This window comes from Allobosea sp. BK604, from assembly GCF_004341515.1.
Lineage (GTDB): Bacteria > Pseudomonadota > Alphaproteobacteria > Rhizobiales > Beijerinckiaceae > Allobosea.
Genome location: NZ_SLZF01000006.1, coordinates 484,106 through 504,195 on the forward strand (window position 1 = coordinate 484,106; position 20,090 = coordinate 504,195).

At 67.1% G+C, this 20,090-nt stretch carries 17 protein-coding genes; 5 read left to right on the forward strand and 12 right to left on the reverse strand.

Annotation, left to right across the window (positions count from 1 at the left end; all coding sequences use genetic code 11):
• Positions 1 to 411 precede the first annotated feature (411 nt).
• The 5 genes from EV560_RS20920 to EV560_RS20940 all read left to right on the forward strand — a co-directional run bounded on the left by EV560_RS20920 (position 412) and on the right by EV560_RS20940 (position 6,492).
• A complete protein-coding gene (locus EV560_RS20920; protein ID WP_131857726.1) occupies positions 412 to 1,923 on the forward strand; it encodes an ABC transporter substrate-binding protein in 1,512 nt (503 codons plus the stop codon).
• Between the two features lie 64 nt (positions 1,924 to 1,987).
• A complete protein-coding gene (locus EV560_RS20925; RefSeq protein WP_131857727.1) occupies positions 1,988 to 2,932 on the forward strand; it encodes an ABC transporter permease in 945 nt (314 codons plus the stop codon).
• A 41-nt stretch (positions 2,933 to 2,973) separates the two neighbouring features.
• Positions 2,974 to 3,816 carry an ABC transporter permease gene (locus EV560_RS20930; RefSeq protein ID WP_131857791.1) on the forward strand — a complete coding sequence of 281 codons (843 nt, stop codon included), beginning with the start codon at positions 2,974 to 2,976 and terminating at the stop codon, positions 3,814 to 3,816.
• A 12-nt stretch (positions 3,817 to 3,828) separates the two neighbouring features.
• The gene (locus EV560_RS20935; protein WP_207908082.1) at positions 3,829 to 5,637 is read left to right on the forward strand and encodes a gamma-glutamyltransferase family protein; all 1,809 of its coding nucleotides are present in this window, start codon (positions 3,829 to 3,831) and stop codon (positions 5,635 to 5,637) included.
• Positions 5,638 to 5,763: 126 nt separating this feature from the next.
• Positions 5,764 to 6,492: a DUF1028 domain-containing protein gene (locus EV560_RS20940; protein WP_131857729.1), complete on the forward strand. Its 729-nt coding sequence runs from the start codon at positions 5,764 to 5,766 to the stop codon at positions 6,490 to 6,492.
• 154 nt (positions 6,493 to 6,646) lie between these two features.
• Here the strand turns inward: EV560_RS20940 and EV560_RS20945 are convergent, their stop codons facing one another.
• The 12 genes from EV560_RS20945 to EV560_RS21000 form a co-directional block, all read right to left on the reverse strand.
• Positions 6,647 to 7,726 (reverse strand): D-TA family PLP-dependent enzyme, encoded by a 1,080-nt coding sequence (locus EV560_RS20945; protein ID WP_131857730.1) that lies wholly within the window; start codon positions 7,724 to 7,726, stop codon positions 6,647 to 6,649.
• On the reverse strand, positions 7,723 to 8,181 hold the full coding sequence (locus EV560_RS20950) for a RidA family protein (RefSeq protein WP_131857731.1): 459 nt from the start codon (positions 8,179 to 8,181) through the stop codon (positions 7,723 to 7,725). The genes EV560_RS20945 and EV560_RS20950 overlap by 4 nt, the downstream gene beginning before the upstream one ends.
• Before the next feature lie 25 nt (positions 8,182 to 8,206).
• Entirely contained in the window at positions 8,207 to 8,743 is a 537-nt protein-coding gene (locus tag EV560_RS20955) for a GNAT family N-acetyltransferase (RefSeq protein ID WP_248312145.1), read from the reverse strand.
• Between the two features lie 14 nt (positions 8,744 to 8,757).
• Positions 8,758 to 9,927, reverse strand: coding sequence for an amidohydrolase/deacetylase family metallohydrolase (locus tag EV560_RS20960; RefSeq protein ID WP_131857732.1), 1,170 nt, complete (start codon positions 9,925 to 9,927; stop codon positions 8,758 to 8,760).
• A 110-nt stretch (positions 9,928 to 10,037) separates the two neighbouring features.
• Positions 10,038 to 10,970: an N-carbamoyl-D-amino-acid hydrolase gene (locus EV560_RS20965; RefSeq protein WP_131857733.1), complete on the reverse strand. Its 933-nt coding sequence runs from the start codon at positions 10,968 to 10,970 to the stop codon at positions 10,038 to 10,040.
• Positions 10,967 to 12,094 (reverse strand): diaminopropionate ammonia-lyase, encoded by a 1,128-nt coding sequence (locus EV560_RS20970; RefSeq protein WP_131857734.1) that lies wholly within the window; start codon positions 12,092 to 12,094, stop codon positions 10,967 to 10,969. Before EV560_RS20970 ends, EV560_RS20965 begins: the two co-directional genes overlap by 4 nt.
• A 44-nt stretch (positions 12,095 to 12,138) precedes the next feature.
• Positions 12,139 to 13,041, reverse strand: coding sequence for an ABC transporter permease (locus tag EV560_RS20975; RefSeq protein ID WP_131857735.1), 903 nt, complete (start codon positions 13,039 to 13,041; stop codon positions 12,139 to 12,141).
• Positions 13,038 to 13,979, reverse strand: coding sequence for an ABC transporter permease (locus EV560_RS20980; protein WP_131857736.1), 942 nt, complete (start codon positions 13,977 to 13,979; stop codon positions 13,038 to 13,040). The genes EV560_RS20975 and EV560_RS20980 overlap by 4 nt, the downstream gene beginning before the upstream one ends.
• Positions 13,980 to 14,008: 29 nt before the next feature.
• The gene (locus tag EV560_RS20985; protein WP_131857737.1) at positions 14,009 to 15,607 is read right to left on the reverse strand and encodes an ABC transporter substrate-binding protein; all 1,599 of its coding nucleotides are present in this window, start codon (positions 15,605 to 15,607) and stop codon (positions 14,009 to 14,011) included.
• A gap of 206 nt (positions 15,608 to 15,813) precedes the next feature.
• Positions 15,814 to 17,226 (reverse strand): amidase, encoded by a 1,413-nt coding sequence (locus EV560_RS20990; protein WP_131857738.1) that lies wholly within the window; start codon positions 17,224 to 17,226, stop codon positions 15,814 to 15,816.
• A 13-nt stretch (positions 17,227 to 17,239) separates the two neighbouring features.
• Positions 17,240 to 18,469 carry a M20 family metallo-hydrolase gene (locus tag EV560_RS20995; RefSeq protein WP_131857739.1) on the reverse strand — a complete coding sequence of 410 codons (1,230 nt, stop codon included), beginning with the start codon at positions 18,467 to 18,469 and terminating at the stop codon, positions 17,240 to 17,242.
• A gap of 63 nt (positions 18,470 to 18,532) precedes the next feature.
• Positions 18,533 to 19,996: an amidase gene (locus EV560_RS21000; protein WP_131857740.1), complete on the reverse strand. Its 1,464-nt coding sequence runs from the start codon at positions 19,994 to 19,996 to the stop codon at positions 18,533 to 18,535.
• Between the last annotated feature and the right edge of the window lie 94 nt (positions 19,997 to 20,090).

A 20,090-nucleotide genomic window follows, 5' to 3' on the forward strand; every position in this document is an offset into this window, starting at 1 on the left:
TCATTCCATCCCTGTTCGCGGCGCACGGCAATGGTGCGCGAACCCCGTCTGCATTGGCTCGATATCGTTGAGTGGCGCCCTGACTAGCAGAGATTGTCACTGAAGCGACAGGGCGCAAGGCATGCCCGCCCCGGTTTCACGCAGCCCGCTTGGCCGTCAACTTGCATGCGGGAGGCATCTGGAATGCCAGCGAAAAAGATGCCAGAAATCAAACGAAGGGACCATCGACGGCGGCGGGAACTTGCGCCAACTTAGTACCGGGTGGGACCAAGTCAGGCATTAGCCTTGCATGCCAGCGGCCATGCGAGAGCGGCGCCAGCACCGAGCAACATAGGAAGCGGATCGCCGGATATCGCAATTCCAGGTCACAACGCGCATCATCTCGTTCAAACACAAAAGAGGGGAATACAGATGAAGCTCTTCGCCGCGCTGGCTTCGGCCACGCTCCTTTCGCTTGCCGCCCTGCCCTCCGTGGCGCAGGCACAGGCGCCCTCGACGCTGCGCATCGGCCTGCAGGAAGATCCTGATGTGCTCGACCCGCACAAGGCCCGCACCTTCGTCGGCCGCATCGTCTTCATGGGCCTGTGCGACAAGCTGCTCGACATCGATCCGAACCTGAAGATCATCCCGCAGCTCGCGACCGAGTGGTCGTTCTCGCAGGACGGCCTGACGCTGACGATGAAGCTGCGCAGCGACGCCAAGTTCCATGACGGCGAGCCCTTCAACGCCGAGGCCGCCAAGGCCAATCTCGAACGCGCGATGACCCTGCCGGATTCGCTGCGCAAGTCGGAGCTCGCCTCCGTCGCGAGCGTCGAGACGCCGGACGCGACGACGCTGGTCTTCAAGCTGAAGCGCCAGGATGCGACGCTGCTCTCGCAGCTCACCGACCGCGCCGGCATGATGCTGGCCCCGAAGACTCTGGCGAGCGATATCGGAGCCAAGCCGGTCTGCTCAGGCCCCTACAAGTTCGTCGAGCGCGTGCAGAACGACCGCATCGTGCTGGAGAAATTCAAGGACTATTGGGACGCGAAGAACTATCATTTCGACCGGATCCTGTACCGAACCATCCCCGACACGACCGTGCGCCTCGCCAATCTGCGCTCGGGCGAGCTCGACATGCTCGAGCGGCTTGCGCCGAGCGACGTGAAGTCGGCCCAGGCCGACAAGACGCTGAAGGTCGAAAGCACCGCCAATCTTGGCTACCAGGGCATCACCATCAACACCAATAATGGCGAGATGGCCAACAACCCGATGGGCAAGGACAAGCGTGTGCGCCAGGCGCTCTCGCTGGCCATCGACCGCAAGGTGCTGAGCCAGGTGGTGTTCGAAGGGCTCTACGAGCCGATGATCCAGCCGTTCAACCCGAAGAGCCCCTTCACCAGCGCCGAATTCCCGGTGCCGGAGCGCGACGTCGCCAAGGCCAAGGCGCTGCTCAAGGAGGCCGGCGTCTCCAAGCTCAGCGTCGAGCTCTTCGTCACCAACAACCCGGTCGACACCCAACTCGGCCAGGTGATCCAGGCCATGGCGCAGGAGGTCGGCATCGACGTCCAGCTGCGCTCGACCGAATTCGCCAGCCAGTTGCGCGACCAGCAGGCCGGCAAGTTCCAGATGAGCCGCATCGGCTGGTCCGGCCGTATCGATCCGGACGGCAACATCCACCAGTTCATCACCACCAAGGGCAGCCAGAACGACGGCAAGTACAGCAATGCCGAGGTCGACAAGCTGCTCGACGAGGCGCGCACCGTGTACGATGTCGAGGCGCGCAAGAAGCTCTACGACGCGGCGCAGCGCATCCTCCAGGACGAACGGCCGCAGATCTATCTCTACAACCAGACCGTCTTCTTCGCCCTGCGCTCGAACATCCAGGGCTTCGTGATCAATCCCGACGGGATGATCCGTCTGACGGGGATGAAGCGTCAGTGATCGCTTCGCTCAGCGACCCGATGCCCGCCTGTGGCGGGCATCCACCCACAGCGGGAGCTGCGCCATGCTCTCGCTGATCGGCCGGCGCATCCTGATCGCCATCCCGACGCTGTTCCTGGTGTCGCTCTTCGTCTTCGCCCTGCAGCGCGCGCTGCCGGGCGACCCCTTCCTCGTCATTGCCGGCGAGGAGCGCGACCCGGAGGTGATCGCAAGGCTGCGCGAGATCTACCGGATGGACGACCCGATCGTCGTGCAGTTCTTCGCCTGGCTCGGCCAGGTCGTGCAGGGCGATTTCGGCCGCTCGCTGCGGACCGGCGAGCCCGTGCTGCACCTCATCCTGCAGAAGCTGCCGGTGACCTTCCAGCTCGCCACGGCCTCGATCATCGTCGCGATCGGCATCGGCGTGCCGATGGGCATCATCGCCGCGCGGCGCAAGGGCACGGTGACCGACTACACCGCCAGCGCACTCGCGCTCTCAGGACTTTCCATCCCGAATTTCTGGCTCGGCATCATGCTGATCCTCGTCGTCTCCGTGCAGTGGAAGCTGCTCCCGGCCTCGGGCTATGAACCGATCTTCAAGGACCCGGTCGGCGCGATCCAGCGGCTGATCATGCCCGCCTTCGTGCTCGGTGGCGGCCTCTCGGCCGTGCTGATGCGCCATACCCGTTCGGCCATGCTCGAAGTGATGCGCTCCGACTATGTCCGCACCGCCCGCGCCAAGGGGCTCGACGAGAACACGGTGGTGAACCGGCATGCGCTGCGCAACGCGCTCGTGCCGATCATCACGCTCTCGACCTTGCTCTTCGGCGAATTGCTCGCGGGCGCGGTGCTGACCGAGCAGGTCTTCACCATTCCCGGCTTCGGCAAGCTCATCGTCGACGCCGTGTTCAACCGCGATTACGGCGTGGTGCAGGGCGTCGTACTGTGCACCGCGATCGGCTTCATCCTGCTCAACCTGATGGCCGACGTGCTCTACGTGCTCGTCAACCCACGCCTGAGGGCCGGCTGATGACGACGCTGCCTCTCAGCAAGGACACTACGGACACAACGATGCCGGAGGCCAAGCGCCGCGGCACCTTCGGCAAGCTGATCCGCAATCGCTCGGCCCTGATCGGCGGCACGATCGTCCTCATCTTCGTGCTGATGGCGCTGCTGGCGCCGATCCTGCCGCTCGCCGACCCGCTGAAGTCGAACTTCCTGGCCGTGCGCAAGCCGCCCTCCGCGCTCTACTGGTTCGGCACGGATGAGCTCGGCCGCGACCAGGTCTCGCGCCTTTTCTACGGGGCGCAGACCTCGCTGCTCGCCGGCATCGCCTCGGTCACGATCGCGCTCGGCATCGGCATCCCGTTCGGGCTGATCGCGGGCTGGTATGGCGGCTGGATCGATGCGGTGATCTCGCGCATTACCGAGGCGCTGCTCGCCTGCCCGTTCCTGATCCTGGCCATCGCCTTCGCCGCCGTGCTAGGGCCATCCCTGACCAACGCGATGATCGCGATCGGTCTCTCGGCGGTGCCGATCTTCATCAGGCTGGTGCGCGGACAGGTGATCAACGTCAAGGCCGAGGATTTCGTCGAAGGAGCCCGCTCGGTCGGCGTACCGGAATGGCTGATCCTGTTCCGCCATGTCGCGCCGAACACGCTCTCGCCGATCATCGTGCAGGCGACCCTGTTCATGGCGCAGGCCATCATCCTCGAGGCCGCGCTCTCCTTCCTCGGCCTCGGCCAGCAACCCCCCTCCCCATCCTGGGGCCAGATGCTCAATGTCGCCAAAAACTTCATGGAGCAGGCCCCGTGGATGTCGGTCGCGCCCGGCATCGCCATCTTCCTGGCGGTGCTCGGCTTCAACCTCCTGGGCGACGGCCTGCGCGACGCGCTCGACCCCAAAGAATCCTGACCGCCTAAGGACCTGACTATGTTCACCACCCGCCCGGAAATCCTCGGCACCTTCGGTGTCGTCACGACGACGCATTGGCTGGCGACGGCCACCGGCATGGCCATGCTGGAAAAGGGCGGAAACGCCTTCGATGCCTGTGCCGCCGCGGCCTTCGTGCTGCAGGTGGTGGAGCCGCATCTGGTCGGCCCGGCCGGCGACATGCCGGCCGTGTTCTATTCGGCGAAGACCAAGAAGGTCGAGGTGCTCTGCGCCCAGGGGCCCGCGCCCGAGGCCGCAACGATCGAGGCCTACAGAAAGCTCGGGCTCGACCTGATCCCCGGCTCGGGCCTGCTCTCGACCGTGGTGCCCGGCGCCTTCGGCGGCTGGATGACCCTGCTGCGCGACCACGGCTCCCTGCCGCTGCGCGAGGTGCTGGAGCCGGCGATCGGCTATTTCGAGAATGGCCATCCGATGCTGCCACGCGTCTCGGATACGATCGGCACGCTGACCGACCTGTTTACCAATGAATGGCCGACCTCCGGGGCGGTCTACCTGCCGGGCGGCGAGGTGCCGAAGGGCAAGGAGCTCTTCCGCAACAAGGCGGCGGCCGAGACCTACAAGCGCATCCTGGCCGAAGCCGAGGCTGCCGGCGGCTCGCGCGAGAAGCAGATCCAGGCGGCTTATGATGCCTGGTACAAGGGCTTCGTCGCCGAGGCGATGGACAAGTTCTGCCGCACGACCGAGGCGATGGATTCCTCCGGCCGGCGCCACAAGGGCCTGCTCACCTCCGGCGACATGGCCCGCTGGACGCCGACCTACGAGGCGCCCGCCAGCGTGACCTATCACGGCTGGGAGGTCTTCAAGATCGGCCCCTGGGGCCAGGGCCCGGTCTTCCTGCAGACGCTGAAGATCCTCGAGGGCTTCGACCTCGCCGCGATGGGTCCGGACAGCCCCGAGTTCATCCACCACGTCGTCGAGGCGATGAAGCTCGCCTTCGCCGATCGCGAGGCCTATTACGGCGACCCCGATTTCGTGAAAGTGCCGCTGGCGACGTTGCTCTCGGACGATTATGCCGCCGGCCGCCGCAAGCTGATCAGCGAGAAGGCCTCGCACGAGCTGCGTCCGGGCATGATCCCCGGCTTCGAGGAGCAGGTCGGCAAGATGCTGGCTACACTGCGCATCGCCGGCCAGACCGGCACGGCGGGCGGGGCGACCGTCGGCGAGCCGACGCTCGCCTCGATGGTCGCGTCCTCGCGGCGCGGCGACACGGTGCATATCGACGTGATCGACAAATGGGGCAACATGGTCGCCGCGACCCCGTCGGGCGGCTGGCTGCAATCCTCGCCCGTGATCCCGGAGCTCGGCTTCCCTCTCAACTCGCGCGCCCAGGCCTTCTATCTCGACGAGAGCTCGCCATCCGCGCTCGCGCCGCTGAAGCGCCCGCGCACGACGCTGACGCCGACCATCGCCTTCGAGAATGGCGAGCCGCGCCTCGCCTTCGGCACGCCGGGCGGCGACCAGCAGGAGCAGTGGCAGCTCGGCCTGTTCCTGCGCCGCGTCCATCACGGCCTCAACCTGCAGGAGGCGATCGACCTGCCGCTGTTCCACACCCAGCATTTCCCCTCGACCTTCTATCCGCGCGAGGCCCGGCCGGGCCATCTCACGGTCGAGGAGACCGTGGGCAAGGCGGCGATCGACGATCTCAAGCGTCGCGGCCATGCGCTGGAGGAAGCTCCGGCCTGGACGGTCGGGCGACTGACCGCTGCCGAAAAGAGCAGCAACGGCCTCTTGCGCGCCGCGGCGACCCCGCGTCTGATGCAGGCCTACGCCGCCGGCCGCTAGAGCCGGATGATTTCAGGTCGGGTCGACCTGAAATCTGAATCCGCCTCTCTACCAAGGAGTTAGATGATGATGTCGTCCGAAAACCGGTTCCCACTTTTCGGCATCATGATCTAGGAGACCGCGCCCATGACATGGTCCATCGTCGCCCGCGATGCGGCGACCGGCGCCTATGGCGTCGCGGTCTCGACCTGCGCCTTCGCCGTAGGGGCACGCGTGCCCTATGGCGGCGGACGCATCGGCGCGATCGCGACCCAGGCCTTCGTCAATCCGCTCTACGGCGTCGATGGGCTGAAGCTCCTGCAGGAAGGCCGCTCGGCCGTCGAGATCATCGCGACGCTGACCGCGGCCGATGAGGGACGCGCGCATCGCCAGCTCCATGTCATCGACCGCGACGGCAAGATCGCGGCCTATACCGGCAAGGCCTGCATCGACTGGTGCGGGGCTGTCGACGGGCCGCAGGTCTCGGTCGCCGGCAACATGCTGGCCGGGCCGGAGGTCGTCCAGGAGACGCTGAAGGCCTATATCGCCGCCTCGGCACTCGATTTCGACGAAAGGCTGCTGGTCGCGCTCGAAGCGGGCGAAAGGGCCGGCGGCGACAAGCGCGGCAAGCAATCGGCCGCGATCCGGATCTGGTCGGGCGAGCCGATGCCCTCCTTCGATATCCGCGTCGACGACCATGCCGAGCCGCTGGTCGAGCTGCGCCGGATCTGGCGCATCGCGCATCAGCGCTACGTGCCGTTCCAGGCGGCCTCGCCCTCGCGGGCCCGGCCCGCCGGCGTCACCGACCGCGAGGAGCTCGACAGGCTCTGCGTGGACTATGCCGCCGCATGGAATGCCCGGCATCCGGAGGGGTGAGCCCCTTCCCCCCGGGAGAGAGGGGCAGCGCGTAGGGCTGGCGGATGAAGGGAGAGCCTCATCCGAATGCAAGAAAGGGCCGCTGACGCGACGCGACCCTTCCCTCATCCGTCTGCTTCGCAGCCACCTTCTCCCCCGAGGGGAGAAGGAAACATCAGGTCAGCTTGCCGCGCGCTGCCACCGGCAATTCGCCGATCAGCTTGTCGCCGCGCACCGTGATCAACCGGTCGACCATGTTCACGACGACGCAGACATGGTTCGGGATGATCCTGACGACCTCGCCGACCTTCGGCCGGTCATTGCTGGCGGAGAGATCAAGGAAGCCGTGCTCCTCCGCGAATTTGGCGATCTTCGCCGCCGGGTATTCGAGGATGTAGCCGTGGCCCTCGAGCCCGCCAGTGTCGCTGGTCAGCGTCTTCGAGCCTGAATCGAGGATGCCGCGCTCCGGGCCGGCGCGGCTGACCACCGTCGCGTAGACCGAGAGTGCGCAATCATCGAGCGTCGCCACGCCGGCTGCGACCTGCATGCGGTCGTTGAAGATCGAGGTGCCGGAGCGGTGCTCGGTCGAGCCCTTGAGCTTGCCCATATTGGGGATATTGGGCGAGCCGCCGGTCGAGACCATGCCCGGCGCCTCCAGCCCGGCATCGCGCAGCCCGGCATTGGCGGTGTCGAGGAAGCGCTGCGTGCGCTCCCAGCCATCCTCGGGCGGGTACATCATGAAGCCGGCGAAGGTCAGGCCCTTCGAGCCGGCGATCATCTTCGCCAGTTCGACGGCCTCAGCCGGCGTCTCGACGCCGGCGCGCTGGCGGCCGGTGTCGCATTCGACCACGACCTCGAGATTGCGCCCGGCGATCTCGGCGGCCTTGGGCAGGCCCGAGATCGTGACCGGATTGTCGGCGGCGACGATCATGCGGACGCGGCGCTGCAGCGCGCCGAGCCGGCCGAGCTTCTCCTCGCCGAGGATGTTGTAGCTGATCAGGATGTCGTCGAGCCCGCCATCGGCCATGACCTCGGCCTCGCCGAGCTTCTGGCAGGTGATGCCACGCGCGCCGGCCTCGCGCTGGAGCCGGGCCAGCTCGGGCGACTTATGCGTCTTGATATGCGGGCGGTTGGCGATGCCGGCCGCATCGCAGGCGGCCTGGAGCCGGGCGATATTGGCCTCGACCTTGTCGAGATCGATGACGACGGCGGGCGTGCCGTAGGTGCGGGCGATTTCCTCGGCGAGAGCGGTCATGGCAGGATCCTGACGATGGCTTCGATCTCGACCGTCATGTTGTTGGGCAGCGAGCCCATGCCGACGGCGGAGCGGGCGTGGCGGCCATTCTCGCCGAGCACGGCGACGAAGAGGTCCGAGCAGCCATTGATGACCTTGGGATGATCGGCGAATTCGGGGGCGGCATTGACCATGCCCAGGAGCTTCACGACCTCGACCTTGTCGAGCGAGCCCGCGCCCTTGCGCATCGCCGCGAGCAGCCCGAGCCCGGTCTGCTTGGCGTGCTCATAGGCTTCCTCGATCGAGACGCCGGCGCCGACCTTGCCGGTCGGATAGGTGCCATCGGCGCGCTTCGGCCCCTGGCCGGAGAGATAGAGCATGTCGCCGACCTTCTTGAAGCTGACATAGGTCGCAACCGGCGTCGGCACCTCCGGCAGGCTGAGCCCGAGTTCCTTGAGTTTCTGTTCGGCGCTCATGTGCGCTCCCTTCTGGTCGTCTTGATTATCGATCTGCGGCAACGCCCTCGAGCGTGCGGGTCATGTAGCGGGCGGCATCGTCGTAGCTGGCCAGCTTGCGATCAAGCGCTACGTCATGCGTCTCGCGAAAGCCATGGCGCTGCCAGAAGCCGACCGAGCGGTTGACCGCGACGAGCGCGATGGCCGCAAAGCCGGAAGCGCGGGCCTGATCGGCGAGGCGGTCGACGATCTCCGAAGCCGCGCCCGTGCCGCGCGTGCGCGGCAGCAGCGCGAGATCATGGACGTAGTAGGCGCTCGCACCGGCCGGGATCGCGCCCAGCAAGGCGTTGAGCGCGGGAATGTCGTAAAGCCGCCAGGGATGGCTCAGCACATAGCCAGCCACGCCCTGCGAATCGGCCAGGCAAAGACAGCCGGCCGGATGGAGCGTCAGCCGCTCGGCGAAGATAGCGGCATCCTCGGGATAATCGGGATGCACCTCCTCGGCGACGGCCATGACCGCCGGCAAATCAGCCGGCGTCATGGGGAGCCAGAACGCGGCGCCCTGCCCGTTCGCTTCCGTCACGGCCCGGATTTCGCTCAGCCCTTCACGGGCGCGAATTTCTTCGAGCGCTTCGGGTGCCACCATTTGCCCTTCAGCACGACGCCCTCGGAGGCGATCTTCTGGTTGCCGATCAGGTGCTCGCCGGTGACGTCGACATAGTCGAACTTGCCTTCCTTCACCGTCAGGATGGTGGCGTCGCCGAGCGAGCCGACCTTGAGCGAGCCGTATTCGGGCCGCTTCAGCGCCATGCCGGCATTGAGCGTCGAGGCCGCGATGACATCGTTCAGCTTCACGCCCATGCAAAGGAATTTCGACATGGTGGTGACCTGGTCGAAGGCCGGGCCGTCGATGCAGAGCTTGTGCACGTCGGAGGAGATCGTGTCCGGCATGAAGCCGTTGGCGAGCATGGCGCGGGTCGTCTTGAACGAGAACGAGCCCTTGCCGTGGCCGATATCGAAGAGCACGCCGCGCTTGCGGGCGGCGAGCACCTCGGGCTTCACCGTGCCCTGCGCGGTGGCCGGCGAGTTCGGGAAGGGGCGGAAAGCGTGGGTCAGCACGTCGCCGGGCCGCAGCATGTCGATGACCTCCTCATAGGACGGAGGCGGATGGTCGATATGGCACATCAGCGGCATGCCGACCTCGTTGGCGACCTGCAGCGCGATGTTGAGCGGCACCGCACCGGAAGAGCCGGAGGCGTGCAGGCCGACGCGGACCTTGATGCCGACGATCAAGTCGCGGTTCTTGTCGGCGACCTCGACCGCATCGATCGGGTTCATCATGCGCAGGTCGCCGCTCTCGCCGACCATGACGCGATGATCGAAGCCGTAGATGCCGGCATGCGAGACGTGGAGATAGGCGAGGATGCGCGCCTGGCTCTTCTCGATGACGTGCTTGCGGAAACCGGCCCAGTTGCCGGGACCGGCGCTGCCGGTATCGACCGACGTGGTGACGCCGGAGAGCCGGCAGAACTCGTCGGCATCGATGCCGAGCGAGGTGCCGCCCCAGTAGACATGGGTGTGCAGGTCGATCAGCCCGGGCGAGACGATATAGCCGGAGACGTCGCGGATCTCAGTTTCGGAGCCGCCCTTCAGATCCTTGCCGAAGCCCGAGACCTTGCCGTCGGTGAAGGCGACGTCGAGCACGCCGTCATGGTTCTGCGAGGGGTCGATGACCCGGCCGCCCTTCAGGATGAGATCATGGGACATGACGGTGTGCTTCTCTCAGGCTGCGTTTCGACAAAGATGATCATGCGGTGGCCGGTGGTGAAACCCAATTCTCGGCACGCAGGCCGGGCATGCGGGCTAGTATCCGTACCCTAGGGGGCAACCGCGCCCTTGCGCTCGACGATCAGGCCGTAGGCCTGCGGCTCGCGATGCTTGGCGAAGTTGAAGGTCGAGTTCTTGTAGCTCTTGCCGAGATCCATGTCGCAGCGCGCGACGATGAGCTCGTCGCCCTCGGTCACGGCCTGGGCGACGATCTCGCCGGTCGGGGCGATGATGCAGGAGCCGCCGATCTGGTCGACGCCGGCCTCCAGCCCCGCCTTGGCGACGCCGACGACCCAGGTGGCGTTCTGGTAGGCACCGGCCTGCATCACGAGCTGGTTGTGGAAATTGCCGAGCCGGTCATGCTGCGGCGCCGGCGGATTGTGCTTGGGCGTGTTGTAGCCGAGCACGATCAGCTCGACATCCTGCAGGCCCATCGAGCGGTAGCTCTCGGGCCAGCGCCGGTCGTTGCAGATCATCATGCCGATATTGGCGTCCATGGTGCGCCAGACCGGCCAGCCGAGATTGCCGGTCTCGAAATAGCGCTTTTCCAGGTTCTGGAAGGGGTTCTCCGGCTTGTGGTCGGGATGCCCCGGCAAATGGATCTTGCGGTACTTGCCGACGATGCCGCCGGCCTTGTCGACCAGGATCGCGGTGTTGAAGCGGCGCTTGCGGCCCTCCTCATGGGCGAGCTCGCAGAAGCCGAGATGGAAGCCGATGCCGAGCCTGGCCGCCTCCTCGAAGAGCGGCGCGGTCTCGTTCGAGGGCATGGCCGTCTCGAAATAGGCGTCGATCTCGTCCTCGTCCTCCATCCACCAATGCGGGAAGAAGGCGGTCAGCGCCGCTTCCGGGAAGACGACGAGATCGCAGCCATGGCCCTTGGCCTGGCGCATCAGCGCGATCATCCGGGCGACGGCCGAAGCGCGGCTCTCGTCGCGCTGGATCGGCCCGAGCTGGGCAGCGCCCACGGTCAGGATACGGCTCATGGCTCGACCTCCTCGGCGCTGCGGCCGACAATGCTGCGATAGACGTCCGGATCGGTCGCGCCTTCCGTGCCATAGCAAAGCACGCGGGATGAGGATCCCAGCCCCAGCGCGGCCCGCAGGGCCGGATCACGCGCCGCCTTGATCAGGCCGGCGAGCCCGGCGACGCCGGATTCGCCGCCGACCACGCCGCGTGTCGCGAGCAGGCGCATCGCATCGCCGGCGGCAGTGTCGGCGATGGTCATGAAGGCATCGGCGCCCTGCTCGAGGAGGCGCCAGGCGAGGATGGAAGGCTCTCCGCAGGCGAGCCCGGCCATGATCGTGTCGAGGTCACCGCCCACCGCGGTCAAGATCCCGGCCCTGGCGGATGCGAGCAGGCAGGCCGCATTCTCCGGCTCGACGACGACGAGGATCGGCCGCTCGGCGCCATGCTTTTCCCAGGCATGGGAGAGCACGCCTGCGGCGAGCCCGCCGACGCCGCCCTGGACGAAGACATGGCTCGGCCGCGCGCCCTGCTCTTCCGCCTCCATGGCGAGCAGCGCATAGCCCTGCATCACATCCTTCGGCACGTCCTCATAGCCCGGCCAGGACGTGTCGGAGACGATCTGCCAGCCATTGGCGGCGGCGGCCTCGGTGCAGGCTCGGACGCTGTCGTCATAAGTCCGGCCCTCGCGCACCACCGTCGCGCCAAAGCCCCGGATCGCTTCGGCCCGGCCCGCGCTGACCGTCTCATGGACATAGATCACGGCCTCGATGCCGGCGCGCTGCGCGCCCCAGGCGACCGAGCGGCCGTGATTGCCATCGGTGGCGCAGGCGACCGTCAGCCCGGCCTTGCCCGTTTGGGCGACCAGCCGGTCGACCGCATAGGCGCCGCCAAGCGCCTTGAAGCTCTTCAGGCCGAAGCGCTTGCCTTCGTCCTTGTAGAGCACCTGCGCGATGCCGAGCGTCTCGGCGATGGCCGGGAGGTCGCGCAGCGGCGTCGGGGCATAGCCCTCCCAGCCCGTGACCGCGGCCCGCGCCTCCTCCGCCCGCTCGAGCGACAGGATCGCGCGCAGGTCGCCGCCATAGGCCAACCCGCGGTCTAATCGCGGGTTGGAAACAAAACCGGGCGTGACATCTGTGGGCATGGCGGTCGTCGGCTCAGCAGCCGCAAGTCCTCACGGCATCGACCTCACAGGCTCTTGGCGATACGGGGATCGAGCGAGTCGCGCAGGCCGTCGCCGAGCAGGTTCACCGCGAGCACGGTGAGCGACAGGAAAATCGCCGGGAACATCACGATATGCGGCCTGACCTGCCAGAGCGCCCGGCCCTCGGCCATGATGTTGCCCCAGGATGGCGTCGCCGGCGGAATGCCGGCGCCGATGAAGGACAGGATCGCCTCGATGATCATGGCGCTGGCGCAGATATAGGTCGCCTGCACCATCATCGGGGCCATCGTGTTCGGCAGGATGTGCCTGATGATGATGCGCGGCGTGCGGGCACCGAGCGCCACCGCCGCCTCGACATAGGGCTGCTCGCGCAGCGAGAGAACGACACCGCGCACGAGGCGGGCGACGCGCGGGATCTCGGCGAGCGTGATGGCGATGATGACGTTGCCGACCGAACCGCGGGTCAGCGCCATCAGCGCGATGGCGAGCAGGATCGGCGGGATCGACATCATGCCGTCGATGGCGCGCATGATGATGCCGTCGGCCCAGCGCACGAAGCCGGAGAGCAGGCCGATCGCCAGCCCGACCACCGAGGAGAGCAGCGCCACGGTGAAGCCGACGACGAGCGAGACGCGGGCGCCATAGACAACGCGCGAATAGATGTCGCGGCCGAGCATGTCGGTGCCGAACCAGTATTGCTCGGACGGCATGCGCGTGCGCCGGGCCGGCGAGATCGCAGTCGGATCGACGGTCCAGAGCAGCGGCGCGAAGACGCCGATCAGGATCATGATCAGGAGCAGGCCGCCGCCGACGGCGACCGAGGGGTGGCGGCGCAAGTAGCGCAGGAAGCGGCGCAGCCGCGTCGGCTCGGCGGGATCGCGGGCGGCAGTGATCGCGCCCGTCGCGTTTTCGGTCTGGGCGGTCAATAGCGTATCCTCGGGTCGACGAGCGTGTAGGCGAGGTCGATGAGCAGGTTCACCAGCACGTAGACGAAGCTGAACATCAGGACGACGCCCTGGATGACCGGGTAGTCGCGGCGCAGGATCGCATCGACCGTGAGACGGCCGAGGCCAGGAATGGCGAAGACGCTCTCGGTGACGACGGCGCCGCCGATCAGGAGCGCGATGCCGATGCCGATGATGGTGATCACCGGCACCGCGGCATTCTTCAGCGCGTGCAGGAAGAGGATGCTGCGCTGGCCGAGCCCCTTGGAGCGGGCGGTGCGGATATAGTCCTGCTGCAGCACCTCGAGCATGGTGGCGCGGGTGATGCGGGCGATCAGCGCGATATAGACGAAGCCGAGCGTGACGGCGGGCAGGATCAGGTTGCGCAGCCAGGGCCAGAAGCCCTGCGAAAGCGGCGTGTAGCCCTGCACCGGCAGCCAGTCGAGCTTCAGCGCGAACGTATAGGCGAGCAGGTAGCCGACGACGAAGACCGGCACGGAGAAGCCGAGCACGGCGAAGGCCATCGCGAACTTGTCGATCCAGGTCCCGGCCTTCCAGGCGGCGATGACGCCCATCGGCACCGCGATCACGATGGCGAAGATCAGCGTCAGCACCATCAGCGAGAGAGTCGGCTCGATGCGCTGGCCGATGAGCTGCGTCACCGGCAGCGAGGTGAAGATCGAGGTGCCGAGGTCGCCCTGCAGCACCCGGAAGAGCCATTCGCCGAAGCGGACGAGATAGGCCCGGTCGAGCCCGAGGCTCGCCCGGATCCTCTCGACATCCGCCGGCGACGCCTGGTCGCCGGCGATGACAGCAGCCGGGTCACCCGGCGCGATATAGAGCAGCGAGAAGACAAACAGCGCCACGAAGGCCATCACCGGGATGGTCGTGATGATGCGTCTGATAACGAAAGCCAGCATTGCGACGCTGTATCCCTAGTCGTTGCGGATCAGGCCTTCGACACCCCCCAGGAGAAGGGCAGCGGGCCACTGACGACACCCGAGACGTTCTTCCGCCAGGCCTGGTAGCCGAGATAGAAGCCGGTCGGGACGTAGACGACGTTCTCGACCGCAGCCTTGTTGATGGCGTCGATCGCGCTCTTTTCCTGGGCCTCGTCCTTGGCGCTGAACCAGTCGGTGACCCCGGTCTCGACCGAGGGCACGTCCGGCCAGCCGAACCAGGCCTTGTCGCCATTGGCGCGGATCGCGGTGTAGGAGGCCGGGTTGATGCAGTCCGCACCAGCATGCCAGGTGTGGAACATGCTCCAGCCGCCCTGGCCGGGAGGCGTTTTCTGGGCGCGGCGGGCGCCGACCGTGCCCCAGTCCGTGGCGACGAAATCGACGTTCATGCCGATGCTCTTCAGGAGCTCGGCAGTGACGTCGCCCATCGACTTGGTGGCGGACATGTCCTGCGCGACGACGCAGACCACGGGCTCGCCCTTGTAGCCGGACTCGGCCAGCAGCTTCTTCGCCGCCGCGACGTTCTTCATCTTCATCATCTCGCCGCCGGCCTCGGTGTAACCGGGGGTGCCGGGGGTGAAGAAGCCCGGCAGCGGCTTCCAGAGCTTGTCGTCGTCGCCGACGATGGAGCGCATGTAGTCTTCCTGGTTCAGCGCGGTCATCACCGCCTGGCGCACCTTCAGATTGTTGAAGGGCGGGAAGAGATGGTTCATGCGGAACGCGCCGATATTGCCGAGCGGATCGCCGATATCGACGTTGATGTCCTTGTGCTTCTTCAGCACCGGCACGAGATCGGCGAGCGGGGTCTCCCACCAGTCGACCTCGCCGTTCTGCAGCGCGGCGGCAGCCGTCGCCGGGTCGGGCATGATCACCCATTCGATGCGGTCGACCAGCATCTTCTTGCCGCCGGCGAGCCAGGAGGCGGGTTCGGACCGCGGCACGTAATCGGCGAATTTCTCGAAGACGGCCTTGGCTCCGGGCACCCATTCGCTGCGGGCGAATTTCATCGGGCCGGAGCCGATATATTCGGTGATCTGGGTGAACGGGTCGGTCTTGGCGATGCGCTCCGGCATGATGAAGGAGCAGGGCGCGTTGTTCTTGGCGAGCGCCAGCAACATCTTGGGATAGGGCTGCTTCAGCGACCATTTCCAGGTGCGGTCGTCGACCGCGACGATCTCGTTCTGGATGCCACGGATCATCAGGCCCATCGGATCGCGGGCCGACCAGCGGATCAGGCTCTGGACCACGTCCTTGGCGAGAACCGGCTCGCCGTCATGGAACTTGAGGCCGGGGCGCAGCTTGAAGGTCCAGGTCAGGCCGTCGGAGGAAACTTCCTCGCTCTCGACCATCTGGCGCTGCGGCTGGAACTTCTCGTCGATGCCATAGAGCGTATCCCAGACCAGGGCCGCCGCGTTGCGCACGACATATTGCGTGCCCCAGATCGGATCGAAATTGGCGAGATTGGCCTGCGGCACGAAGCGCAGGGTCTTGGCCGCAGCCCCTTGCGACAAGGCCGGCATGGCGATGCCACCCGTGGCGGCAAGCGTGCCGGCACCGGCGGCGGATTTCAGAAACGTCCTGCGGTCCATCACTCACTCCCCTAAGTGTCAGCCTCTGAACGGGCGACTGACGGGGAGTGTGTGGGAGAAAAACCTCCCTGACAACACGCCTGTACCGCCGGTTTCCGTCGGCGCCTGGCTTGCAGAACCCGTGCCAGACGGAACCGATGGCGGCGCCAACGGCAATCTTTGCCGGCATCAAGGCGAGGAAAGCAGGAAAATTGCGCGAGACCAGCCTAAATCGATTTGATCGGCGCATCGACCCGGGCGAATGGTCGCAATGCCTCGAATGCGGCCGCGGCGCGCAGCACGAGCGCATCCTGTGCGAAGGCGCCGACGATCTGCAACCCGGCCGGCAATCCCCCGCCGGTGAGCCCGCAGGGCAGCGAAATCGCCGGTTGCTGGGTGATGTTGAAGGGGTAGGTGAAGGGCGTCCAGCGCGTCCAGTCCTCACCATAGCCGCCATGGGCGGGCGTGTTGCGACCGGTCTCGAAGGCCGGCAACGGCAGGGTCGGCGTCAGCAGCAAGTCGAAACGTGCATGAAATTGCGCCATCTGGTGAGCGAGCGCGTTGCGCTGGTTCAGGAGGGCATCGACATAAGTCGAACCCGGAACCTGCTCGCCCGCCTCGGCGACCGCGACGAGGCCGGGATCCATCCGGGTGCGCCCGTCCGGGCCGATGCTGCGCAGCGCCAAGGCCGCGCCTGCCGACCAGAGCACCATCAGCGTCTCGATGGGATCGGCAAAGCCGGGATCGACCTCCTCGACGCTCGCGCCGAGCTCGCGGAAGGACAGAGCCGCCTCGCGGGCGAGCCTGGCGACATCGGCATCGACCGGGACATCGCCGCCGAGCCCGGCGGAGTAAGCGATGCGCAGGCCCTTCACGCCCCCGCTCAGCGCCGCGACATAGTCGATCGGGTCGGCGATGATCGCGGTCATGTCGCGCTCGTCGGGGCGGGCGATCGCGTTCATCGCCAGCGCCGTGTCGGTGACCGTGCGGGTCAGCGGGCCGAGATGGGCGAGGAAGCCCATGGTCGAGACCGGCCAGGCCGGCACGCGGCCATAGCTGGGTTTGAGGCCGACGACACCGGTGAAGGCGGCGGGGATGCGGACCGAGCCGGCACCATCCGTGCCGAGATGAATGCAGCCGAGATTGAGCGCGGCGCAGGAGGCCGCACCGGCGGAGGAGCCGCCCGGCCCGGTGCCGATATTCCAGGGATTGCGGGTGATGCCGGAGAGCGGCGAATCGCCGACGCCCTTCCAGCCATATTCCGGCATGGTCGTCTTGCCGAGGAAGACGCAGCCCGCTTCGCGCAGCCTGGCCGTCGCGGGCGCATCCTCCGTCCAGGGCGCATCGGACGCGACGGCCGAGCCACGCTTCATCGGCCAGCCGGCGACGGCGATATTGTCCTTGATCGTCACGGGCACGCCGTCGAGCGGACCGAGCGCCTCGCCTTTCAGCCAGCGCGTCCCGGCCGCCTCGGCCATGGCGAGCGTGGTCGCCTCGTCGCGGACGACGAAGGCATTGATCTCCGGTTCGAAGCGCTCGATGCGATCGAGCGCGTCCCTGGCGACCTCGACGGGGGAGAGTTCGCGCGCGGCATAGAGCGCGCCGAGCTCGGCGGCGGACAGGGAGGCGATGGCGGTCATGGCGGGTCCCTGATCAGGCGTTGGCGACGCGCCAGGCGGCGCTGAGCAGGACATTGGCGCCCTTCACCATGTCCTCGTCGGTGCTGAACTCGGCCGGGTTGTGCGAGAGCCCGCCGATCGAGGGAATGAAGACCATCGCCGTTGGGCAGAGGCGCGACATCATCTGCGCGTCATGGCCGGCGCCTGAGATCATCCGCCGGATCGGCAGGCCAAGCTCCGTGGCGCTCGCCTCGACGCCGGCGATGAGCTCCTCGGCAAAGGGCGTCGCCGGGAAGCGGGCGAGATCGCGGAAGCCGATCTCGATGCCGTCGCGGGCGGAGAGTTCAACACAGAACTTGCGCAAAGCGGCCTCCGCTTCGGCGAGCGGAGCATCCTTCGGATTGCGCAGGTCGAGCGACATCACCACGCGCTCGGGCACGACATTGACGTTGCCGGGCTCGACCCGGATGACGCCGGAATTCGCAAGCTGGCCGGGAATGGTCTTGGTCAGCTCGTTGGCGAAGATATTGATGCGCGCGGCGGCGAGGCCCGGGTCCTTGCGATAGGCCATCGGCGTCGTGCCGGCATGGCTGGGCCGGCCCTTCAGCGTCAGCTCGAGCCAGGTGATCGCCTGGATGCCGGTGACGGCGCCCAAACCCCCGCCCTCGCCTTCCAGCACCGGGCCCTGCTCGATATGGAGCTCGAGATAGGCATGAGCCTTGAGGAAGCCCGGCTGCTCCGGGCCGTGATAGCCGATGCGGTCCAGCTCCGCGCCGAGCCCGACGCCCTCCGAATCGACCTCTGCGTGGGCCGCCTCGACGCTCATCCCGCCGGCCCAGACATAGGAGCCGAGCATGTCGGGATGGAAGCGGGCGCCTTCCTCGTTGGTGAAGGCGATCACGGCCATGTCGCGCTTCGGCGTGAGGCCGGCATCGCGCAGGGCCGCCAGCACCTCGACGCCGGCGATGACGCCGAGCGCGCCGTCGAAGCGCCCACCCGTGCCGACCGTATCGATATGCGAGCCGAGGACGACCGCCGGCCCCGCCTGCTGGCCTTTCAGGATGCCGACGATATTGCCGATCGAATCGACCTTCACATCGAGCCCGAGCGCCTGTATCTGGCCGACCAGCCAGTCGCGCCCCTCCTTGTCCTCGTCGCTGAGCGCGAGCCGGCGGCAGCCGCCCTCCGGCGTCGCGCCGATCTTCGACAGCGCTTCCAGCCGCGAGACCAGCCTCGGGCCGTCGATCCGCAGGTTCGTGCTCATTCGTCAGCTCTCCGGTCAGGCATGGGCATCGTGTGCCGTCAAAGCACGAACGATGCCGTCCGCTCAGCCGGCAAGCAAGGCCGGCTTGCGCTTCTCAACCCAGCCGGTCGCGTCCTCATAGGCCTGGGCGAGCTCGAGCAGCAGACGCTCGGACTGGTTCGGCCCCCAGAGCTGCATGCCCATCGGCAGGCCCGCCGCGTTGAAGCCGACCGGGACGCTGAGCGCCGGACAGCCCGACATCGTCACCGGAACCACCACCTCCATCCAGCGATGGTAGGTATCCATGGCGCGGCCCGCGATCTCCCCGGGCCAATGCTGCTCGACCGCGAAGGGGAAGACCTGCGCGCTCGGCAGCACCAGGACATCGTAGCGCCCGAACAGGCCATGGACATGCTGGTACCAGGCCGAGCGGATGTTCGAGGCCTTCATCACGTCGAAGGCCGAGAGCGTCAGCCCCTGCTCGACCTCCCAGCGCGCCTCGGGCTTGAGGAAGCCGCGCCGCGCCTCGTCTTCGTAGATCGGCCTGAGATTGGCGCCGACTTGCCAGGCGCGCAGCTTCGTCCAGGCCTGCCAGATGGTCTCGGGATCGAAGCCGAGCGCGGCGTCCTCGACCTGCGCGCCCATATCCTCGAAAGCCGTCAATGCCGTACGGCAAAGCGCGAGGATGCCGTCCTCGATCGGCAGGTGGCCACCGAGATCGCCGAGCCAGCCGATGCGCAGGCCGGCGATGTCGCGGTTGAGATTGCCGAGGAAGATGGCCGGCTCGTCGCGAAGCGAGAGCGGCACGCGCGGATCATAGCCGGACTGGACCGCAAGCAGCGCCGCGAGATCGCGGACCTTTCGCGCCATCGGACCGGCGACGCCCATTTGCGGAATGAAGACCTCCTCCGTGCCGGAGGGTACGCGGCCATAGGCCGGACGCAGGCCGAGCACATTGTTGAAGGCCGCCGGGTTGCGCAGCGAGCCGGCATGGTCCGAGCCGTCGGCGACCGGCAGCATGCGCAGGGCGAGCGCCACCGCCGCACCGCCGCTCGAACCGCCGGAGGTGCGCGACTGGTCATAGGCATTGCGGGTCGGCCCGAAGACCGGGTTGTAGGTCTGCGAGCCGAGGCCGAATTCCGGTGTGTTGCTCTTGCCGATGATGATCGCGCCGGCCGCTTTCATGCGTGCGACGAAGATCGCGTCCGCCTCGGCGATCTGGTCCTTGAACAGCGGCGAGCCCTGCGTGGTGGCAAAGCCCTTGGCGGCGGCGAGATCCTTGATCGCCTGCGGGAAGCCGTGCATCCAGCCACGCGAGCGGCCGGCCGCGAGCTCGCGGTCGAGCTCCTCCGCTTCCTTGATCAGGTCGGCGCGATCGCGCAGGGCGACGAGCGCGTTGACGACGGGGTTCAGGTGCTCGATCTGGTCGAGATGGGCGGCCATCACCTCCGCGCAGGACAGGCTGCGGGCATGGATGGCGTGAGACAGGGCTACTGCATCCAGCGCGACGATCGCGCTTCCGGCTGCATGGCCGTCCGGGTCAGGCATGGTCGGTCGTCCTCAAGTCATGGCCGTTGTCGGCCGCGCGGTTGGTAGCACCGTTTGCGCGCGCCAGAGCCCTGCAATCGCGTCATGGCTAATG

Excerpts from the sequence above, each read along its gene's own strand:
- EV560_RS20920 (WP_131857726.1), top strand. The coding sequence starts at position 412 with ATGAAGCTCTTCGCCGCGCTGGCTTCGGCCACGCTCCTTTCGCTTGCC.
- EV560_RS20925 (WP_131857727.1), top strand. The coding sequence starts at position 1,988 with ATGCTCTCGCTGATCGGCCGGCGCATCCTGATCGCCATCCCGACGCTG.
- EV560_RS20930 (WP_131857791.1), top strand. The coding sequence starts at position 2,974 with ATGCCGGAGGCCAAGCGCCGCGGCACCTTCGGCAAGCTGATCCGCAAT.
- EV560_RS20940 (WP_131857729.1), top strand. The coding sequence starts at position 5,764 with ATGACATGGTCCATCGTCGCCCGCGATGCGGCGACCGGCGCCTATGGC.
- EV560_RS20945 (WP_131857730.1), bottom strand. The coding sequence starts at position 7,726 with ATGACCGCTCTCGCCGAGGAAATCGCCCGCACCTACGGCACGCCCGCC.
- EV560_RS20950 (WP_131857731.1), bottom strand. The coding sequence starts at position 8,181 with ATGAGCGCCGAACAGAAACTCAAGGAACTCGGGCTCAGCCTGCCGGAG.
- EV560_RS20960 (WP_131857732.1), bottom strand. The coding sequence starts at position 9,927 with ATGTCCCATGATCTCATCCTGAAGGGCGGCCGGGTCATCGACCCCTCG.
- EV560_RS20965 (WP_131857733.1), bottom strand. The coding sequence starts at position 10,970 with ATGAGCCGTATCCTGACCGTGGGCGCTGCCCAGCTCGGGCCGATCCAG.
- EV560_RS20970 (WP_131857734.1), bottom strand. The coding sequence starts at position 12,094 with ATGCCCACAGATGTCACGCCCGGTTTTGTTTCCAACCCGCGATTAGAC.
- EV560_RS20980 (WP_131857736.1), bottom strand. The coding sequence starts at position 13,979 with ATGCTGGCTTTCGTTATCAGACGCATCATCACGACCATCCCGGTGATG.
- EV560_RS20985 (WP_131857737.1), bottom strand. The coding sequence starts at position 15,607 with ATGGACCGCAGGACGTTTCTGAAATCCGCCGCCGGTGCCGGCACGCTT.
- EV560_RS20990 (WP_131857738.1), bottom strand. The coding sequence starts at position 17,226 with ATGACCGCCATCGCCTCCCTGTCCGCCGCCGAGCTCGGCGCGCTCTAT.
- EV560_RS20995 (WP_131857739.1), bottom strand. The coding sequence starts at position 18,469 with ATGAGCACGAACCTGCGGATCGACGGCCCGAGGCTGGTCTCGCGGCTG.
- EV560_RS21000 (WP_131857740.1), bottom strand. The coding sequence starts at position 19,996 with ATGCCTGACCCGGACGGCCATGCAGCCGGAAGCGCGATCGTCGCGCTG.